The following is a 15077-nucleotide window of genomic DNA, read 5'->3' as shown; positions in this document are numbered from 1 at the left end:
GAGATATTTTCGTCCTTTGGCGGCGGTGCGGTCAAGTCAGGCGTGCTTTCCCCGCCCCCCGGTACAATCGCCCGACCGGGCCGCGCGCACTGTGGCCCTTATCACTCTGTACCCGGGAGGGTGTTGTGGATTTCAGCTTTACCGAAGAGCAGTTGATGCTGCAGGACGTTGCGCGCCGAATCGCGCAGGAAAAAATCGCGCCCAGCGCCGAACACCACGACCGCACCGGCGAGTTCCCGCTGGAGAACATCCGCCTGCTGGGCGAGAACGGTCTGATGGGCATTGAAGTGCCCGAAGCCTACGGCGGTGCGGGCATGGACCCGATCGCCTACGTCCTGGCGATGGTGGAGGTCGCCGCCGGAGACGCTGCGCATTCGACGATCATGTCGGTCAACAACTCGCTGTTCTGCAACGGCATCCTGACCCACGGCAGCGAAGCGCAGAAGCAGAAGTATGTGCGCGCCATCGCCGAGGGCGAGGCCATCGGCGCGTTCGCGCTGACCGAGCCGCAGTCCGGGTCAGATGCGACGGCCATGCGCTGCCGCGCGGTCAAGCAGGCCGACGGCACCTACGTGATCAACGGCAAGAAGAGCTGGATCACCTCCGGCCCGGTGGCCAAGTACATCGTGCTGTTTGCGATGACCGATCCGGAACAGGGCGCGCGTGGCATCACCGCCTTCATGATCGACACCGACAAGGCCGGCTTCCATCGCGGCAAGACCGAGCCGAAGCTGGGCATCCGTGCCTCGGCCACCTGCGAAATCGAGTTCCAGGATTACGTGGCGGACGCCGATGACGTGCTGGGCAAGGAAGGCGAGGGCTTCAAGATCGCCATGGGCGTGCTCGACGCCGGCCGTATCGGCATCGCCTCGCAGGCGATCGGCATCGCCCGTGCGGCGTACGAAGCGACGATCGAATACGTGAAGGACCGCAAGGCTTTCGGCGCGGCGATCGGCACCTTCCAGATGACCCAGGCCAAGATCGCCGACATGAAGTGCAAGCTGGATGCAGCGCTGCTGCTGACGCTGCGCGCGGCGTGGGTGAAGGGGCAGGGCAAGCGCTTCAGCAACGAAGCAGCGATCGCCAAGCTGACCGCCTCGGAAGCGGCGATGTGGATCACCCACCAGGCCGTGCAGATCCACGGCGGCATGGGCTACTCCAAGGAAATGCCGCTGGAGCGTTACTTCCGTGATGCGAAGATCACCGAAATCTACGAGGGCACCTCGGAGATCCAGCGTCTGGTGATCGCGCGCAACGAGACCGGTCTGCGCTGAGAGTGCGGGGCCACGGCCATCGGTCGTGGCCTGCCCGGTAGGTGCCGACCGTTGGTCGGCACGCGGGTGAGGCAGAATGTGCCCTCGTTTTTTGCCGGACATCCCCATGCTGATTTACCGAGGCGCAGGTTTCCTGACCCTGCTCACCCCCATCGCCACCTTGCTGCTGCTGATGTGGCTGTGGCCCGACCCTGCCGTTGCCAAGGGCAATACCTCACTGACCCAGTTGCTGATCGGATTCGGCATTGGCGCAGCAATCAATGTCGTGCTCGGCCTGGTGCTCAACCGCGGCCCGCGCGCGAAGGGCGAGCCTGCCCGCCATCATTTCTTCTACCTGCCGATGCAGTGGCCGTCGCTGGCGATCGTGGTCGCCTGCGCGGCGGTGGCGCTGCTGCGCTGAGCGGTAGTGCCGGCCGCTGGCCGGCAACCAGGCGGTGCATGTAGGACATGGTAGTGCCGGCCGCTGGCCGGCAACCAGGCGGTGCATGTAGGACAGGGCAGTGCCGGCCGCTGGCCGGCAACCAGGCGGCCCTTCCCGGGCAACCGGAGGAGCCGGCCAGCGGCCGGCACTACCGGCATCGCTTCCGGTCAGCCACACATGGTGTGGCTCTACCCGTCATGCACCGCCCACAAAAAAGCCCCGGCTCGCGCCGGGGCTTTTCCGTTTCAGGGCGTCACCGCCGGATCAACGATCCGGACGGTGCGCCGTGTTGGCTTCGCCCTGGCGCTCCAGGAACTCCTTGGACGGTTCGTCCAGCTTGTCACCCAGCATGCGGCGGACCACCACGAAGAACACCGGGATCATCAGCAGACCCAGGAAGGTGGCGAACACCATGCCGCCAATCACGCCGGTACCGATCGCGTGACGTGCGTTGGCGCCGGCACCGGTGGAGATGGCCATCGGCACCACGCCCATGATGAAGGCGAACGAGGTCATCAGGATCGGGCGGAAACGCAGGCGGGAGGCTTCGATGGTCGCCTCGCGCAGGTTCTTGCCCGCCGCCCGTTGCTCCACCGCGAACTCCACGATCAGGATCGCGTTCTTCGCCGCCAGGCCGATCACCGTGATCAGGCCGATCTTGAAGTACAGATCGTTCGGCAGACCACGGGCGAGCGAGAAGGCCAGGGCGCCGAGGACACCCAGCGGCACCACCAGCAGCACCGCCACCGGGATCGACCAGCTTTCATACAGTGCGGCCAGGCAGAGGAACACCACCACGATGGACAGCACCAGCAGCAGGGTCGCGGCGTTGCCGGCCAGGATTTCCTGGTAGGACATGCCCGACCAGTCGTAGCCGAAGCCGGCCGGCAGGTCGTCGTTGACGATCCGTTCCATCGCCTGCATCGCCTCGCCCGAGCTGCGGCCTTCCGCCTGCGAACCGACGATGTTGACCGCCGAGTAACCGTTGTAGCGGCTCAGCGACGGCGGGGCGGACACCCACTCGGACTTCACCACGGTGCTCAGCGGAATCATCGCCTGCGTACCGTCGGCGTTGGTCTGCAGCGTGCTGGGCGTGTAGAAGCTGTTCAACGACTCCGCACCGGTGCGGTACGGGCCATCGGCCTGCAGGGTCACGCGCTTGATGCGGCCTTCATAGAAGAAGTCGTTGACGTACACCGGGGCCAGCATCAGCTGGATGGTGCTGTAGACGTCCGAGACCGACAGACCCATGGTCTGCGCCTGCACGCGATCCACGTGCAACTGCAGCTGCGGGGCGTTTTCCAGGCCGTTCGGGCGCACGCCGGTCAGCAGGTCGCTTTCCTGCGCTGCCTTGCCGAGCAGGATGTTGCGGGCCTGCGTCAGCTGCTCATAGCCCACGCCGCCACGGTCCTGCAGCCACATGTCGAAGCCGCCGAACTGACCCAGGCCCTGCACGGTCGGCAGGTTGACCACGAAGATCTGCGCTTCCTTGATGCCGAAGAACGCGCCGTTCATGTTGTTGATGAACTCGGGCACCGTGATGTCGCGGTCCGCCCAGGGCTTGAGGCGGATGAAGCCCATGCCCACGTTTTCACCGGAGCCGACGAAGCTGAAACCGGCCACCTGCAGCATGCCTTCGAAGCCATCCTGCTTTTCCAGGATGCCGCGCATCTGGGCAAAGGCGTGGTTGGTCTGCGACTTGGTCGAGCCCGGCGGCAGCTGCACGATCGCCAGCGCATAGCCCTGGTCTTCTTCCGGCAGGAAGCTGCCCGGCATGCGCGTGAACAGGAAGCCGCACAGCGCGGTCAGCACCACGAACAGGATCATCCAGCGCGGGGCATGCTTCACCGCCGAGGTGATGTGGCCCACGTAGGTGTTGCTGACCTTGTCGTAGTACTTGTTGAAGGTGCGGTAGACGATGTTCGGGTTGTCGTTGTGCGTCGGCTTGAGGAACGTCGCGCACAGCGCCGGGGTGAAGCCCAGGGCCAGGAAAGCCGAGAAGGCCATCGCGATGGCGATCGTCAGCGCGAACTGCTTGTAGATCTCACCGGCGGCGCCGCCCTGCAGGGCCGACGGAATGAACACCGCTGCCAGCACGACGGTGATGGCCACCACCGCACCGGTGATCTGGGTCATGGCCTTCTGGGTGGCGGCCTTGGGCGGCAGCTTCTCCTCGGTCATGATGCGTTCGACATTCTCGATGACCACGATGGCGTCATCGACCACGATGCCGATCGCCAGCACCATCGCAAACAGCGTCAGCTGGTTGATGGTGAAGCCGATGATGCTCATGCCCAGGAACGTGCCCAGCAGTGCGACCGGGATGACCAGGGTCGGGATCAGCGTGGCGCGGAAGTTCTGCAGGAAGATCAGCATCACCAGGAAGACCAGCACGACCGCTTCGATCAGGGTCTTGACCACTTCCTCGATCGAGATCTTCACGAAGGTGGTGCTGTCGTACGGCGAGAACCAGCTGACACCGGCCGGGAAGCTCGGCTTGAGCTCGTCCATCTTCGAGGTGACCGCATTGGCCACGTTCAGCGCGTTGGCGCCCGGCAGCAGCTGGATCGCGAATGCACCGGTCGGCTTGCCATTGTACTGGGTGTCAAAGCCGTAGTTGTTCGCACCGAAGGCGATCCGGGCGATGTCCTTGAGCAGCACGCGCGAGCCGTCTGCATTGGCGCGCAGGATGATGTTCTCGAACTCTTCCGGCGAGCTGAAGCGGCCTTCGGCCGACACGGTCGCGGTGAAGTAGTGCCCCTCGGGCGAGGGATCCGAGCCCAGCGAACCGGCCGCGAACTGCACGTTCTGGTCCTTGATCGCGGCCAGCACCTGCGTGGCCGACAAGCCATAACCCTGCATCTTTTCCGGGTTGAGCCAGATGTTCATGGCGTACTCGGAACCGAACTGCTGGGTGCTGCCCACGCCGGGGATACGCGAGATCTGGTCGAGCACGCGCGAACCGACGATGTCGTTGAGCGCATCGCGGTCGATCGAGGCGCTGTCGGACTGCAGGGCCACCACCATCAGGAAGCCGGCGTTGGCCTTGGCCACCACCACGCCCTGCTGGGTCACTTCAGTGGGCAGGCGAGGCGTTGCCAGCGAGACCTTGTTCTGCACCTGGACCTGGGCGATATCGGCATCGGTGCCGGTTTCGAAGGTCAGGGTGATGGTGACGCGGCCGTTGGAGGCCGAGGACGAGCTGAAGTACAGCAGGTGATCGATACCGGTCAGCTGCTGCTCGATCACCTGGGTGACCGACTTTTCAGCGGTGTCGGCGCTGGCGCCGGGGTAGGTGGCGCTCACCGTCACCTGGGGAGGCGCGATGCTCGGGTAGGACTCCACGCCCAGACCCAGGATCGAGATCACGCCCGCAAGCGAGATCAGGATCGCGACCACCCAGGCGAATACCGGGTGTTCAATGAAAAATTTAGGCATGACGGAGGATTCCCGTTATTGCTTGTTCGGTTCGGCAGCCGGAGCGGCGTCGGACTGTGCGGCGGCGGCATCGGCCGGGGCGGCCGCGGCATCAGGCTTGGCGGCAGCCGCCGGAGCGGCCCCTGCCGGAGCAGCACCCGCCGGGGCCTGGCCATTGCCGTTGCCGGCGGCCGGGTTCCACGGGGCAGCCTTGGCCGGTTCGCCTTCCTTGACCTTCTGTACGCCGGCCACGATGACCTGATCACCGGCATCCAGGCCGCCGCTGAGCAGCCAGTTGCTGCCCTGCTGGCCTTCGCTCTTCACATTCTTGCGGGCGACCTTGCCGTCCTTGCCCACCACCAGCACGTAGCCGCCGGTGGTGTCGCGCTGCAGCGCCTGCAGGGGCACCAGGTAGGCGTTGTTGCGCTCACCCAGGGTCGCCTGGAAGCTGACGAAGGCGCCCGGCAGCAGGATCTGCTGCGGGTTGGGCAGTACCGCGCGCAGCGAGACCGCGCCGGTGGCCGGGTCGACCGTGGTCGAGGAGAAGTCCAGCGTGCCCGGCTGGTCATAGACCGTGCCGTCGGCCAGCTTCACCTGCACCGTGGATTTGCCGTCCCCGCTCAGCGCCAGGGCGCCCTTGGCCTGGGCCGCGCGCATCTGGGTCAGTTCGTCCACGCTCATCGAGAAGTTCACGTACAGCGGGTCGAGCTGATCCACGGTGGTCAGCAGGGTCACATCGCCCTGGCCAACCAGCGCACCTTCAGTGACCTGCTGCTTGCCGGCGCGGCCGCTGATCGGCGAGCGCACTTCGGCATAGCCCAGGTTGATCCGCGCGCTGGCCAGCGAGGCCTGGGCCTGCTGCACGGCGGCAGCGGCAGTGCGCTCGGTGGCTTCGGCCGCATCCAGGTCGGACTTGGAGACGTAAGCCTGCGGGGCCAGCGAGCGGGCGCGGTTGGCGGCGGCCTTGGCGTTGGCGGCGGTGGCCTGCGCCGACGCCAGCTCGGCCTGGGAGGCATTGAGTGCTGCACGCAGCGGCGCCGGGTCGATCAGGAACAGCACCTGGCCTTCCTTCACATCCGAGCCTTCCTGATAGACGCGCTTGAGCAGCACGCCTGGGACGCGGGCGCGCACATCGGCGCTGCGGAACGGCGACAGACGGCCGACCAGCTCACGCTGCAGCGGCAGGGTCTGCGGCTTGGCCTCGATCACGCCCACCTCCGGCGGCGGCGGGGCCTGCTGCTCTTCCTTTTTGCAGGCGGTCAACGCAAGGGCGACTGCGCACGTCAGGGCAAGGGTGCGGAGTGGGGCGATCATCAGGAGAAGCTCCGGTGTTGGTTTGAATACGAAGCCGTGGCCGCATCGGGCGCAGCGAATGCGCGCAGGAAGCTGTCGACGGAGAATTCTGCCCAGCGGCGGCGCACGGCGGCGTCATCGCGGTGGGGGATGTGGAAACGCTGTTTCTCGAAATCCAAGCCGGCGATCATGCTCAATAGCAGTTCAGCCATGAAGTGCGGGTCGTCATGCCTCAGCTGACCCTCGGCGGAACGCGTTGCCAGCCATTCAGAAACATGAAGTGCCAAGGCTCCGGCCCCGTTCTGGTAGAGCGTACGGGCTTCCTGCGGGAACTGACTGGACTCGGCGGCGATCAGGCGGCGGGCCTGGACCACATGCGGCTGGTTGAAGTGATCCAGATAGTCGTTGGCGAACCGCAGCAGACTGCCGCGCAGGTCGTCACCGTCGAGTGAGCGCAGCCCAGCGGTGGCGCGGCAGACGTGCCGCTGCATCACCCGCTTCAGCAGTTCCTGTTTATTGCCATAACGGCTGTAGAGGGTCTGCTTGGAACATCCAGCGTGCTGTGCCACCGCGTCCATGCTCAGTTGCATGCCCTGGCTGGCAAGCAGTTCGCGCACGGCATCGAACACGCGGTGATCGCGCGCGTCCAGGGTGCTGGCGGCGGGGGGTGGGGGAGTCACGGGGTGGACTATACCGTCCAGTTCAGAATTGTAGAAGCCTTGTTTTTCAGCGGCGTTTGATAGCCAACGTCAAGTGGCAACGGAAGCGGCCGATGCTGCGTCGGAGGAAACCCCGATGCGTTGATCCGTACTCGGCCGAATTGATCGTGCCGATGTAAACGGGACCCAACCCGAAAGACCTTATTCCGTCCTGCAGCAAGGTATTTCTGTGCGGTAGGCCTACAATTTCATTTTCCCAACTGAGCATCACGCACCGCTCCGTCATGAAACCGCAAAAACCAGCAGCCAAGACCGTGAAAAACAAATCCAAACCAGCCGATACGCAGACTGTTTCGCCAGTGGGCTTCTCGCTGGAGCCGGTGTACACGGCCTTGCGCAAGCGCTACCCGGCGGCCGGGCAGGCCGAGGCAGTGGCTTTTGCCGCCGACTTCTACAAGCGCATGGAGGCGGACGAGTTCCCGCACCACAGCGCCGAGGAGTGGGCCGCACTGGCAGCGGACACGCTGGAATTCGCGCGTGTGCGCAAGTCCGGCAAGGCCAACGTCCGCGTGTTCAACCCGACGCTGAAGAGCAACGGGTGGGAGTCGCCGCATACGGTGTTGCAGATCGTCAACGACGATATGCCGTTCCTGGTCGACACGGTGACGATGTCGCTGGCCGAGCATGGCGTGGGCGTGCATGTACTGGGTCACCCGGTGATCCGCTTCGCCCGTGACAAGGCCGGCAAGCTGACCGGTGTCAGCGACGGCACCGCCGAATCGGTGATGCTGCTGGAGATCGACCGCCAGCCGGCCGAGGCCATGGCCGACGTCGAGAAGGCCATCATCAAGGCGCTGGACGAGGTGCGTGCCATCGTCCGCGATTGGGACGCGATGCGTGCCAAGGCCCAGAGCCTGGCCGACGACCTGGGCAGCCGCCAGCTGCCGGTGGATGCCGCCTCGCGCGCCGAAGCGCAGGAATTCCTGCGCTGGGCCGCCGACAACCACTTCACCTTCTTCGGCTACCGCGAGTACCGCGTGGAGAAGCAGGGCAAGGAAGACGTGCTGGCGCCGCTCAACGACACCGGCCTGGGCCTGATGCGCGGGCAGGACAAGTCCGCTGCCCGTCCGGTCAAGACGCTCGCTGCGCAGGGCCTCAATGCCACCACCGGGTTGAAGGACGCGCTGATCCTGACCAAGACCAATGCCCGCTCGCGCGTGCATCGCGCCGGTTACATGGATTACATCGGCGTGCTCGAATTCGACGCCAAGGGCAAGATCATCGGCGAGCAGCGCTTCCTGGGCCTGTTCACCTCCAGCGCGTACAACCGCCGCCCGTGGGAGATCCCGCTGGTGCGTCAGCGCCACGAATACGTGATGAGCAAGTCCGGCCTGGCACCGAGCAGCCACAGCGGCAAGGCCCTGCGCCACATTCTGGAAACCCTGCCGCGCGAAGAGCTGTTCCAGTCCAGCGAAGATGAGCTGTTCCGCACCGCCATGGGCGTGCTGGGCCTGCAGGAGCGCGTGCGCAGCCGTCTGTTCCTGCGCCGTGACAAGTACAGCCGTTTCATCTCCGCGCTGGTGTACCTGCCGCGCGAACGCTTCAACACCGATGTGCGCCTGCGCATCGAAGCCATGCTCAAGGATGCCCTGCAGGGCGAGTACGTGGACAGCTCGGTCGTGCTCGGTGAGTCGCCGCTGGCCCAGGTGCACCTGATCGTGCGCCCGAAGGCTGGCCAGACCCTGGAAGTGGATACCAGCGCACTGGAGCAGAAACTGGCCCAGGTGCTGCGCAACTGGCAGGACGATCTGCGCGAAGCGCTGGTGGCCCGTCACGGTGAGGGCGAAGGCCTGCGCATCGCGGCGCGTATCGGCAAGGCGTTGCCGGCCGGTTACATCGAAGACTCCAGCACCGAGATCGCCGCCAACGACGTCAGCCAGCTCGACGCGCTGACCGGTCCGGACGACCTGCGCCTGAGCCTGCAGGCCGTGCAGCGCGAAGGCGGCGATGGCCTGCGCCTGAAGCTGTACCGCCAGCTGGACGACATTCCGCTGTCCGATGCGTTGCCGATGATGGAAAACATGGGCCTGCGTGTCATCGCCGAGCGTCCGTACCGTCTGACGGTCGATAACGCCCCGGTGTATGTGCAGGACTTCGAAGTGGAATCGGTGGCTGGTGCGATCGATGCGCCGAGCGTCGATGCCGCCTTCGGTGAAACCTTCGCCCGCGTGTGGCACGGCGATGCCGAGAACGACGGCTTCAACCGCCTCGTGCTCGCGGCCGGCCTGCACTGGCGCCAGGTGGCGATGCTGCGTGGCTACTGCAAGTACCTGCTGCAGACCGGCGTGCCGTTCTCGCAGGCCTATGTGGAAGGCACCTTCACCCGCTACCCGCTGCTGGCCCGTCTGCTGGTGGAGCTGTTCGAAGCGCGCTTCGATCCGGCCACCGGCCACGAGAGCAAGGACGCGATCGCCGAGGGCCAGGCCCAGCTGCGCGCGCATCTGACCGTGCTCGCCGGCGGTGACGAAGCCACCCTGAAAGTGCTCAAGACCGTGGTCGATGCGCGCAAGGGCGACCGCACCGTGCAGATGGACGCCGCGCGCGATGCGCTGCTCAAGCTGATGGACCGCGTCTCCAGCCTCGATGAAGACCGCATCCTGCGCAGCTTCATGGGCGTGATCGATGCGACCCTGCGCACCAGCTACTACCAGACCGATGCCGAGGGCCGTCCGGGCCACGTCATCAGCTTCAAGTTCGATTCGGCGCTGGTGCCGGACCTGCCCAAGCCGCGTCCGTACCGCGAAATCTTCGTGTACGGCCCGCGCGTGGAAGGTACCCACCTGCGCTTCGGCGCCGTGGCCCGTGGTGGCCTGCGCTGGTCGGATCGTCGCGAAGATTTCCGTACCGAGGTGCTGGGCCTGGTCAAGGCACAGATGGTCAAGAACACCGTGATCGTGCCGGTCGGCGCGAAGGGCGGTTTCTTCGCCAAGATGCCGCCGGTGAACGGTGACCGTGATGCGGTGTTCGCCAACGGCGTGGCCTGCTACAAGCTGTTCATCCAGGGCCTGCTGGACATCACCGACAACATCGTCAACAACAAGATCGTGCCGCCGGTGGACGTGGTCCGCCACGACATGGACGACCCGTATCTGGTGGTGGCCGCCGACAAGGGCACCGCGACCTTCTCCGACATCGCCAACGGGCTGGCCGTGGCGCACGGCTTCTGGATGGGCGACGCGTTCGCCTCCGGTGGCTCGGTCGGTTACGACCACAAGGGCATGGGCATCACCGCACGTGGTGCGTGGGAGTCGGTCAAGCGCCACTTCCGTGCGCTGGGCCGTGACAGCCAGAGCCAGGACTTCACCGCGGTCGGCGTGGGCGACATGTCCGGCGACGTGTTCGGCAACGGCATGCTGCTGTCGCGCCATATCCGCCTGGTCGCGGCATTCGATCACCGCCACATCTTCCTGGACCCGAACCCGGATGCGGCCACGACCTTCGTCGAGCGTGAGCGTCTGTTCACCGTGCCGCGCTCCAGCTGGGCCGATTACGATGCCAAGCTGATCAGCAAGGGCGGTGGCGTGTACCCGCGTACGCTGAAGTCCATCGAGATCACCCCGCAGGTCCGTGAGGTACTCGGCCTGGACGAGGGCATCAAGTCGATGACCCCGAACGACCTGATGAGCGCGATCCTGAAGTCGCCGGTCGACCTGCTGTGGAACGGCGGCATCGGTACCTACGTCAAGGCGGCCAGCGAGCAGCACAGCGATGTCGGCGACCGCGCCAACAACGCGCTGCGCGTCAATGGCGGCGAGCTGCGCTGCAAGGTGGTGGGCGAGGGCGGCAACCTGGGCATGACCCAGCTGGGCCGTATCGAAGCCGCGCAGGCCGGCGTGCTGCTCAACACCGACTTCATCGACAACTCGGCCGGTGTGGACACCTCCGATCACGAAGTCAACATCAAGATCCTGCTCAACGATGTGGTGCGGGCCAAGAAGTTGACCGTTGAACAGCGCAACAAGCTGCTGGCCTCGATGACCGACGAAGTAGCCGCGCTGGTGCTGATGGACAACTACCGTCAGAACCAGGCGCTGAGCCTGATGGAACGCATGGCGGTCAAGCGCCTGGGTTCCAAGCAGCACTTCATCCGCACGCTGGAACAGCAGGGCCTGCTGGATCGCCAGATCGAGTACCTGCCCTCGGATGCAGAACTGTCCGCACGCAAGGCGCGTGGCCAGGGCCTGACCCGTCCGGAACTGTCGGTGCTGTTGTCCTACTCCAAGCTGGTGGCCTTCCAGCAGCTGCTTGAGTCGGACATTCCGGAAGATCCGTACCTGTCCAAGGAACTGCAGCGCTACTTCCCGACGCCGCTGCAGAAGAAGTACGCCGACGCGATGGAACGTCACCGCCTGAAGCGCGAAATCATCGCCACGGCCGTGACCAACCAGACCATCAACCGCATGGGCGCCACCTTCCTGATGCGCATGCAGGAAGACACCGGCCGCACCGTGGCCGAGGTCGCCAAGGCGTACACGATCAGCCGTGAAACGCTGGACGCACGCGCGCTGTGGGCACAGATCGACGCCCTCGACGGCACGCTGCCGGAGTCGGTGCAGATCGATGCGCTGGAAGTGATCTGGAAGCTGCAGCGTTCGTTCGTGCGCTGGCTGCTCTCGCGCCCGGGCGCCATGCCGGGCATCACCGAAGCCGTCAACCGCTACCAGGCCGCGTTCAACGACATCCGCGACGCCTCGGGCGTGCTGCCGGATTCGCAGCGCCCGGCCTACGAGGCAAGCGTGCAGGAGTGGAAGGACAAGGGCCTGCCGCCGGCGTTGTCGCAGCAGCTCTCGGAACTGCAGTTCCTGGAGCCGGCGTTCGACATCATCGAACTGGCTCGCACCCGCAAGCTCAAGCCGGTGGACGTCTCCAAGGTCCACTTCCGCCTGGGCGACGCCCTGCAGTTGCCGTGGCTGTTCGAGCAGATCGACGCGCTGGAGGTCAACGGCCGCTGGCACGCCGTGGCCCGTGGCGTGCTGCGTGACGAGCTGGCGGCCCACCATCGCAACCTGGCTGCCCAGGTCCTGTCGATGAAGGGCAGCAGCGCGGAAGCCAAGGTCGCCGCCTGGATGGGCCGCGACGACAGCAGCCTGCGCTTCACCCTGGCGATGCTGGCCGAACTGGCCGAGCAGAAGACCCTGGACTACCCGACCGTTTCGGTCGCGGTCCAGCGCCTGGGTCAGCTGGCTTCGCATGGTGCGTAAGCATGGTGCGTTGGCGCATTCGCGCTGACGCCCCACGGTTTGCCTTGCAAACCGTGGGCCCCATGCAAACGATGCTTCCAGACCCCCGCGCCTTCGGCGCGCCCCCCTGACTCAGGGGGGCTCTGCTCCAGAGGGATGGGCGGGGGCCGGTAACGGCATTGCATGAGAAACACACGGCTCCGCTTCGGCGGGGCCGTTTTCGTTTCCGTCCGTGCCGGCCCGCGACCGGCACGAACGGTTATGCTCTTGCCGGCATACCCCACCCGGATTCACCGATGAGCGACACCCCCCGTATCGCCTTCATGGCCAGCTCCACCGAAGCGGCGCAGCTCGCCCTGGCACAGATGCGGGCCCGCTATGGCGACTACACGCCCGAGCAGGCCGAGGTGCTGTGCCCGTTGGGGGGGGATGGCTTCCTGCTGCAGACGCTGCATCGCTATGGTGCGCTGGAAAAGCCGGTGTTCGGCATGAAGCTGGGCACGGTGGGCTTCCTGATGAACCAGTTCCGTGATGATGATCTGCCCGCGCGCCTGGCGGCCGCGGAGCCGGCCAACCTGCGGCCGCTGGAGATGCTGGCGTTGACCGAGTCCGGCACCACCACCGGCTCGCTGGCCTACAACGACGTCTCGCTGCTGCGGCAGACCCGCCAGGCCGCGCATATCGGCATCGACCTCAATGGCCAGGAGCGCGTGGCCGAGCTGATCGGCGACGGGGTGCTGGTCGCCACCCCGGCCGGCAGCACCGCCTACAACTATTCCGCGCATGGCCCGATCCTGCCGCTGGGCTCGCACACGATCGCGCTGACGCCGTTGGCGCCGTACCGTCCGCGCCGCTGGCGGGGTGCGATCCTCAAGGCGGACACCGAAGTGCGCTTCCGGGTGCTCGACCCGTACAAGCGCCCGGTCAGCGTCACCGCCGATTCGCACGAAACCCGCGATGTGGTGGAAGTGACCATCCGCGAATCGCGCGAACGCCGCGTCACCATGCTGTTCGACCCGGAGCACAACCTGGAAGACCGGATCCTGAGCGAGCAGTTCATGTTCTGACGGCGCACGGCCGTGCTGGCCATGCACTGTGGGAGAATGGCTGGCCGGCCGCTGCGGCCGCATTGGATTGCTGATTGCCATGGGCGACAACACCCCCCGTTTGCTGACCGTTGCCGTGACGTCGCGGGCCCTGTTCGATCTGGAAGAGGGCCACGCGCTGTTCGAGGCCGAAGGCGTCGATGCCTACGCCGAGTACCAGCGCAAGCACGAAGATGATGTGCTGCGCCCCGGCGTGGCCTTCCCGGTGGTACGCAAGCTGCTCGCGCTCAACCAGGGCCAGTCGCCGGAACAGCCGCGGGTGGAAGTGATCCTGCTGTCGCGCAACTCCGCCGATACCGGCCTGCGCATCTTCAATTCGATCCAGCACTACGACCTGGGCATCATCCGCGCGACCTTCACCGCGGGCGAGCCGACCTGGCCGTATGTGAAGCCGTTCGGCACTGATCTGTTGCTGTCGGCCAACCCGGAGTCGGTGCGGCGCGCGCTGCTGCACGGGATCGCTGCCGCGACCATCCTGCCCAAGCCGCCGGGCGAGACCATCGCCGCAGCCGAACAGGTCGATCTGGGCCGTCCGCTGGGCCAGCTGCGCATCGCCTTCGATGGTGATGCGGTGATCTTCGGCGATGAGAGCGAACGCATTTCGCGCGAGCAGGGCGTGGAAGCGTTCGGCCGCCATGAGCGTGAGAACGCCCGTGAGCCGCTCAGTGGCGGTCCGTTCCGCAACTTCCTCTCGGCCCTACACACCCTGCAGGCCGTGTTCCCCTCGGGCGAAGATGCGCCGATCCGCACCGCGCTGGTCACTGCGCGTTCGGCACCGGCGCACGAGCGGGTCATCCGCACGCTGCGCGAGTGGGGCGTGCGCCTGGACGAGGCGCTGTTCCTGGGCGGCCGCCACAAGGGCCCGTTCCTGGAAGCGTTCGGCGCGGACATCTTCTTCGACGATTCCCAGCACAACATCGACAGCGCGCTGCAACACCAGAGCGTGGCCGCCGGGCACGTGCCGCATGGGGTCGCCAACGACGGTTGATGGTGTGTGGGGCCATGTACCCACCAACGGTGGCGCCCATGTACCAACCAACGGTGGCGCCTATGTACCCACCAACGGTGGGTACCTACTGGATCGGCAGGACCGACGGGGCGGTGCTTTCGGGGTTCAATGGCAGCCGGATGTCGACCAGGCGCCAGCGCAGCCCCGAGCGCTGCAGGATGAAGACCACCGGCGCGCCCTGCGGGGTATGGGTGGTGGCGGTGAACCGCGACAGCGACTCGAAATGGTGGGTGGCGCCGTTCAGCGGCCGTGCCGGCCGTGGCGCCGCGTAGGCATCGTTGCTGGGGCTGTCCAGGTCGTTGCTGGCGCGCTTCCACAGGGTGTGGCCCTCCAGCAGCGCACCGATGCCGGTGGGGGTCACCAGTGCGTCCACGGCGGTCGCGCTCAGCCGGTCACCGGCCGAGAGCAGCAACGCACCGAACAGGCTGGACTGCATGTCCGGACCCGCGCGGCGCACCACGTAATCGCTCAGCTGGGCGCGCAGGTTGGCGCGCAGCATCGGGAAATCCACGTAACGGTCGAGTCTGGCGGTGTCGCGCTGTTCGATCGCGCGGCTGAGGCCATGCACGGTCACGTAGGGGCCGCCGAACACGATGCCGGCCAGCACCAGCAGCACGGTGACCAGCAACCACAGCAGCTTCTTCATCGGATCTGCCTT

8 protein-coding genes and 1 pseudogene are annotated in these 15077 nt (G+C 66.0%); 5 read left to right on the top strand and 4 right to left on the bottom strand.

Annotated features, from left to right (window positions below):
* Positions 1 to 125: 125 nt before the first annotated feature.
* Complete coding sequence (locus ABE546_RS03255) at positions 126 to 1274, top strand: acyl-CoA dehydrogenase family protein (protein ID WP_313210656.1); 1149 nt, start codon at positions 126 to 128, stop codon at positions 1272 to 1274.
* A 106-nt stretch (positions 1275 to 1380) separates the two neighbouring features.
* The gene (locus tag ABE546_RS03250; RefSeq protein ID WP_346462679.1) at positions 1381 to 1674 is read left to right on the top strand and encodes a hypothetical protein; all 294 of its coding nucleotides are present in this window, start codon (positions 1381 to 1383) and stop codon (positions 1672 to 1674) included.
* 285 nt (positions 1675 to 1959) lie between these two features.
* On the opposite strand, the gene ABE546_RS03245 is transcribed toward ABE546_RS03250, so the two are convergent.
* From ABE546_RS03245 to ABE546_RS03235, 3 genes are read right to left on the bottom strand one after another with little or no spacing between them, the layout of a single operon-like run.
* On the bottom strand, positions 1960 to 5133 hold the full coding sequence (locus tag ABE546_RS03245; RefSeq protein WP_313210660.1) for a multidrug efflux RND transporter permease subunit: 3174 nt from the start codon (positions 5131 to 5133) through the stop codon (positions 1960 to 1962).
* 15 nt (positions 5134 to 5148) lie between these two features.
* Positions 5149 to 6426 carry an efflux RND transporter periplasmic adaptor subunit gene (locus tag ABE546_RS03240; RefSeq protein WP_346462678.1) on the bottom strand — a complete coding sequence of 426 codons (1278 nt, stop codon included), beginning with the start codon at positions 6424 to 6426 and terminating at the stop codon, positions 5149 to 5151.
* Positions 6426 to 7085: a TetR/AcrR family transcriptional regulator gene (locus ABE546_RS03235; RefSeq protein WP_313210664.1), complete on the bottom strand. Its 660-nt coding sequence runs from the start codon at positions 7083 to 7085 to the stop codon at positions 6426 to 6428. The genes ABE546_RS03240 and ABE546_RS03235 overlap by 1 nt, the downstream gene beginning before the upstream one ends.
* Before the next feature lie 347 nt (positions 7086 to 7432).
* Here ABE546_RS03235 and ABE546_RS03230 point away from each other — a divergent pair.
* The 3 genes and pseudogenes from ABE546_RS03230 to ABE546_RS03220 form a co-directional block, all read left to right on the top strand.
* A pseudogene (locus ABE546_RS03230) lies at positions 7433 to 12325 on the top strand (NAD-glutamate dehydrogenase domain-containing protein); the annotation flags it as partial.
* A 275-nt stretch (positions 12326 to 12600) separates the two neighbouring features.
* Complete coding sequence (locus ABE546_RS03225) at positions 12601 to 13371, top strand: NAD kinase (RefSeq protein WP_070470529.1); 771 nt, start codon at positions 12601 to 12603, stop codon at positions 13369 to 13371.
* A 79-nt stretch (positions 13372 to 13450) separates the two neighbouring features.
* Positions 13451 to 14398, top strand: a complete 948-nt coding sequence (locus tag ABE546_RS03220; RefSeq protein ID WP_346462677.1) for a 5'-nucleotidase — start codon at positions 13451 to 13453, stop codon at positions 14396 to 14398.
* An 85-nt stretch (positions 14399 to 14483) separates the two neighbouring features.
* On the opposite strand, the gene ABE546_RS03215 is transcribed toward ABE546_RS03220, so the two are convergent.
* Positions 14484 to 15065, bottom strand: coding sequence for a DUF2939 domain-containing protein (locus tag ABE546_RS03215; RefSeq protein WP_313210671.1), 582 nt, complete (start codon positions 15063 to 15065; stop codon positions 14484 to 14486).
* Positions 15066 to 15077: the final 12 nt, after the last annotated feature.

This window comes from Stenotrophomonas sp. TWI377, from assembly GCF_039674525.1.
Lineage (GTDB): Bacteria > Pseudomonadota > Gammaproteobacteria > Xanthomonadales > Xanthomonadaceae > Stenotrophomonas.
The sequence above is the reverse complement of the archived record's forward strand: the minus strand, read 5'-3'. Positions and strand labels throughout refer to the sequence as shown.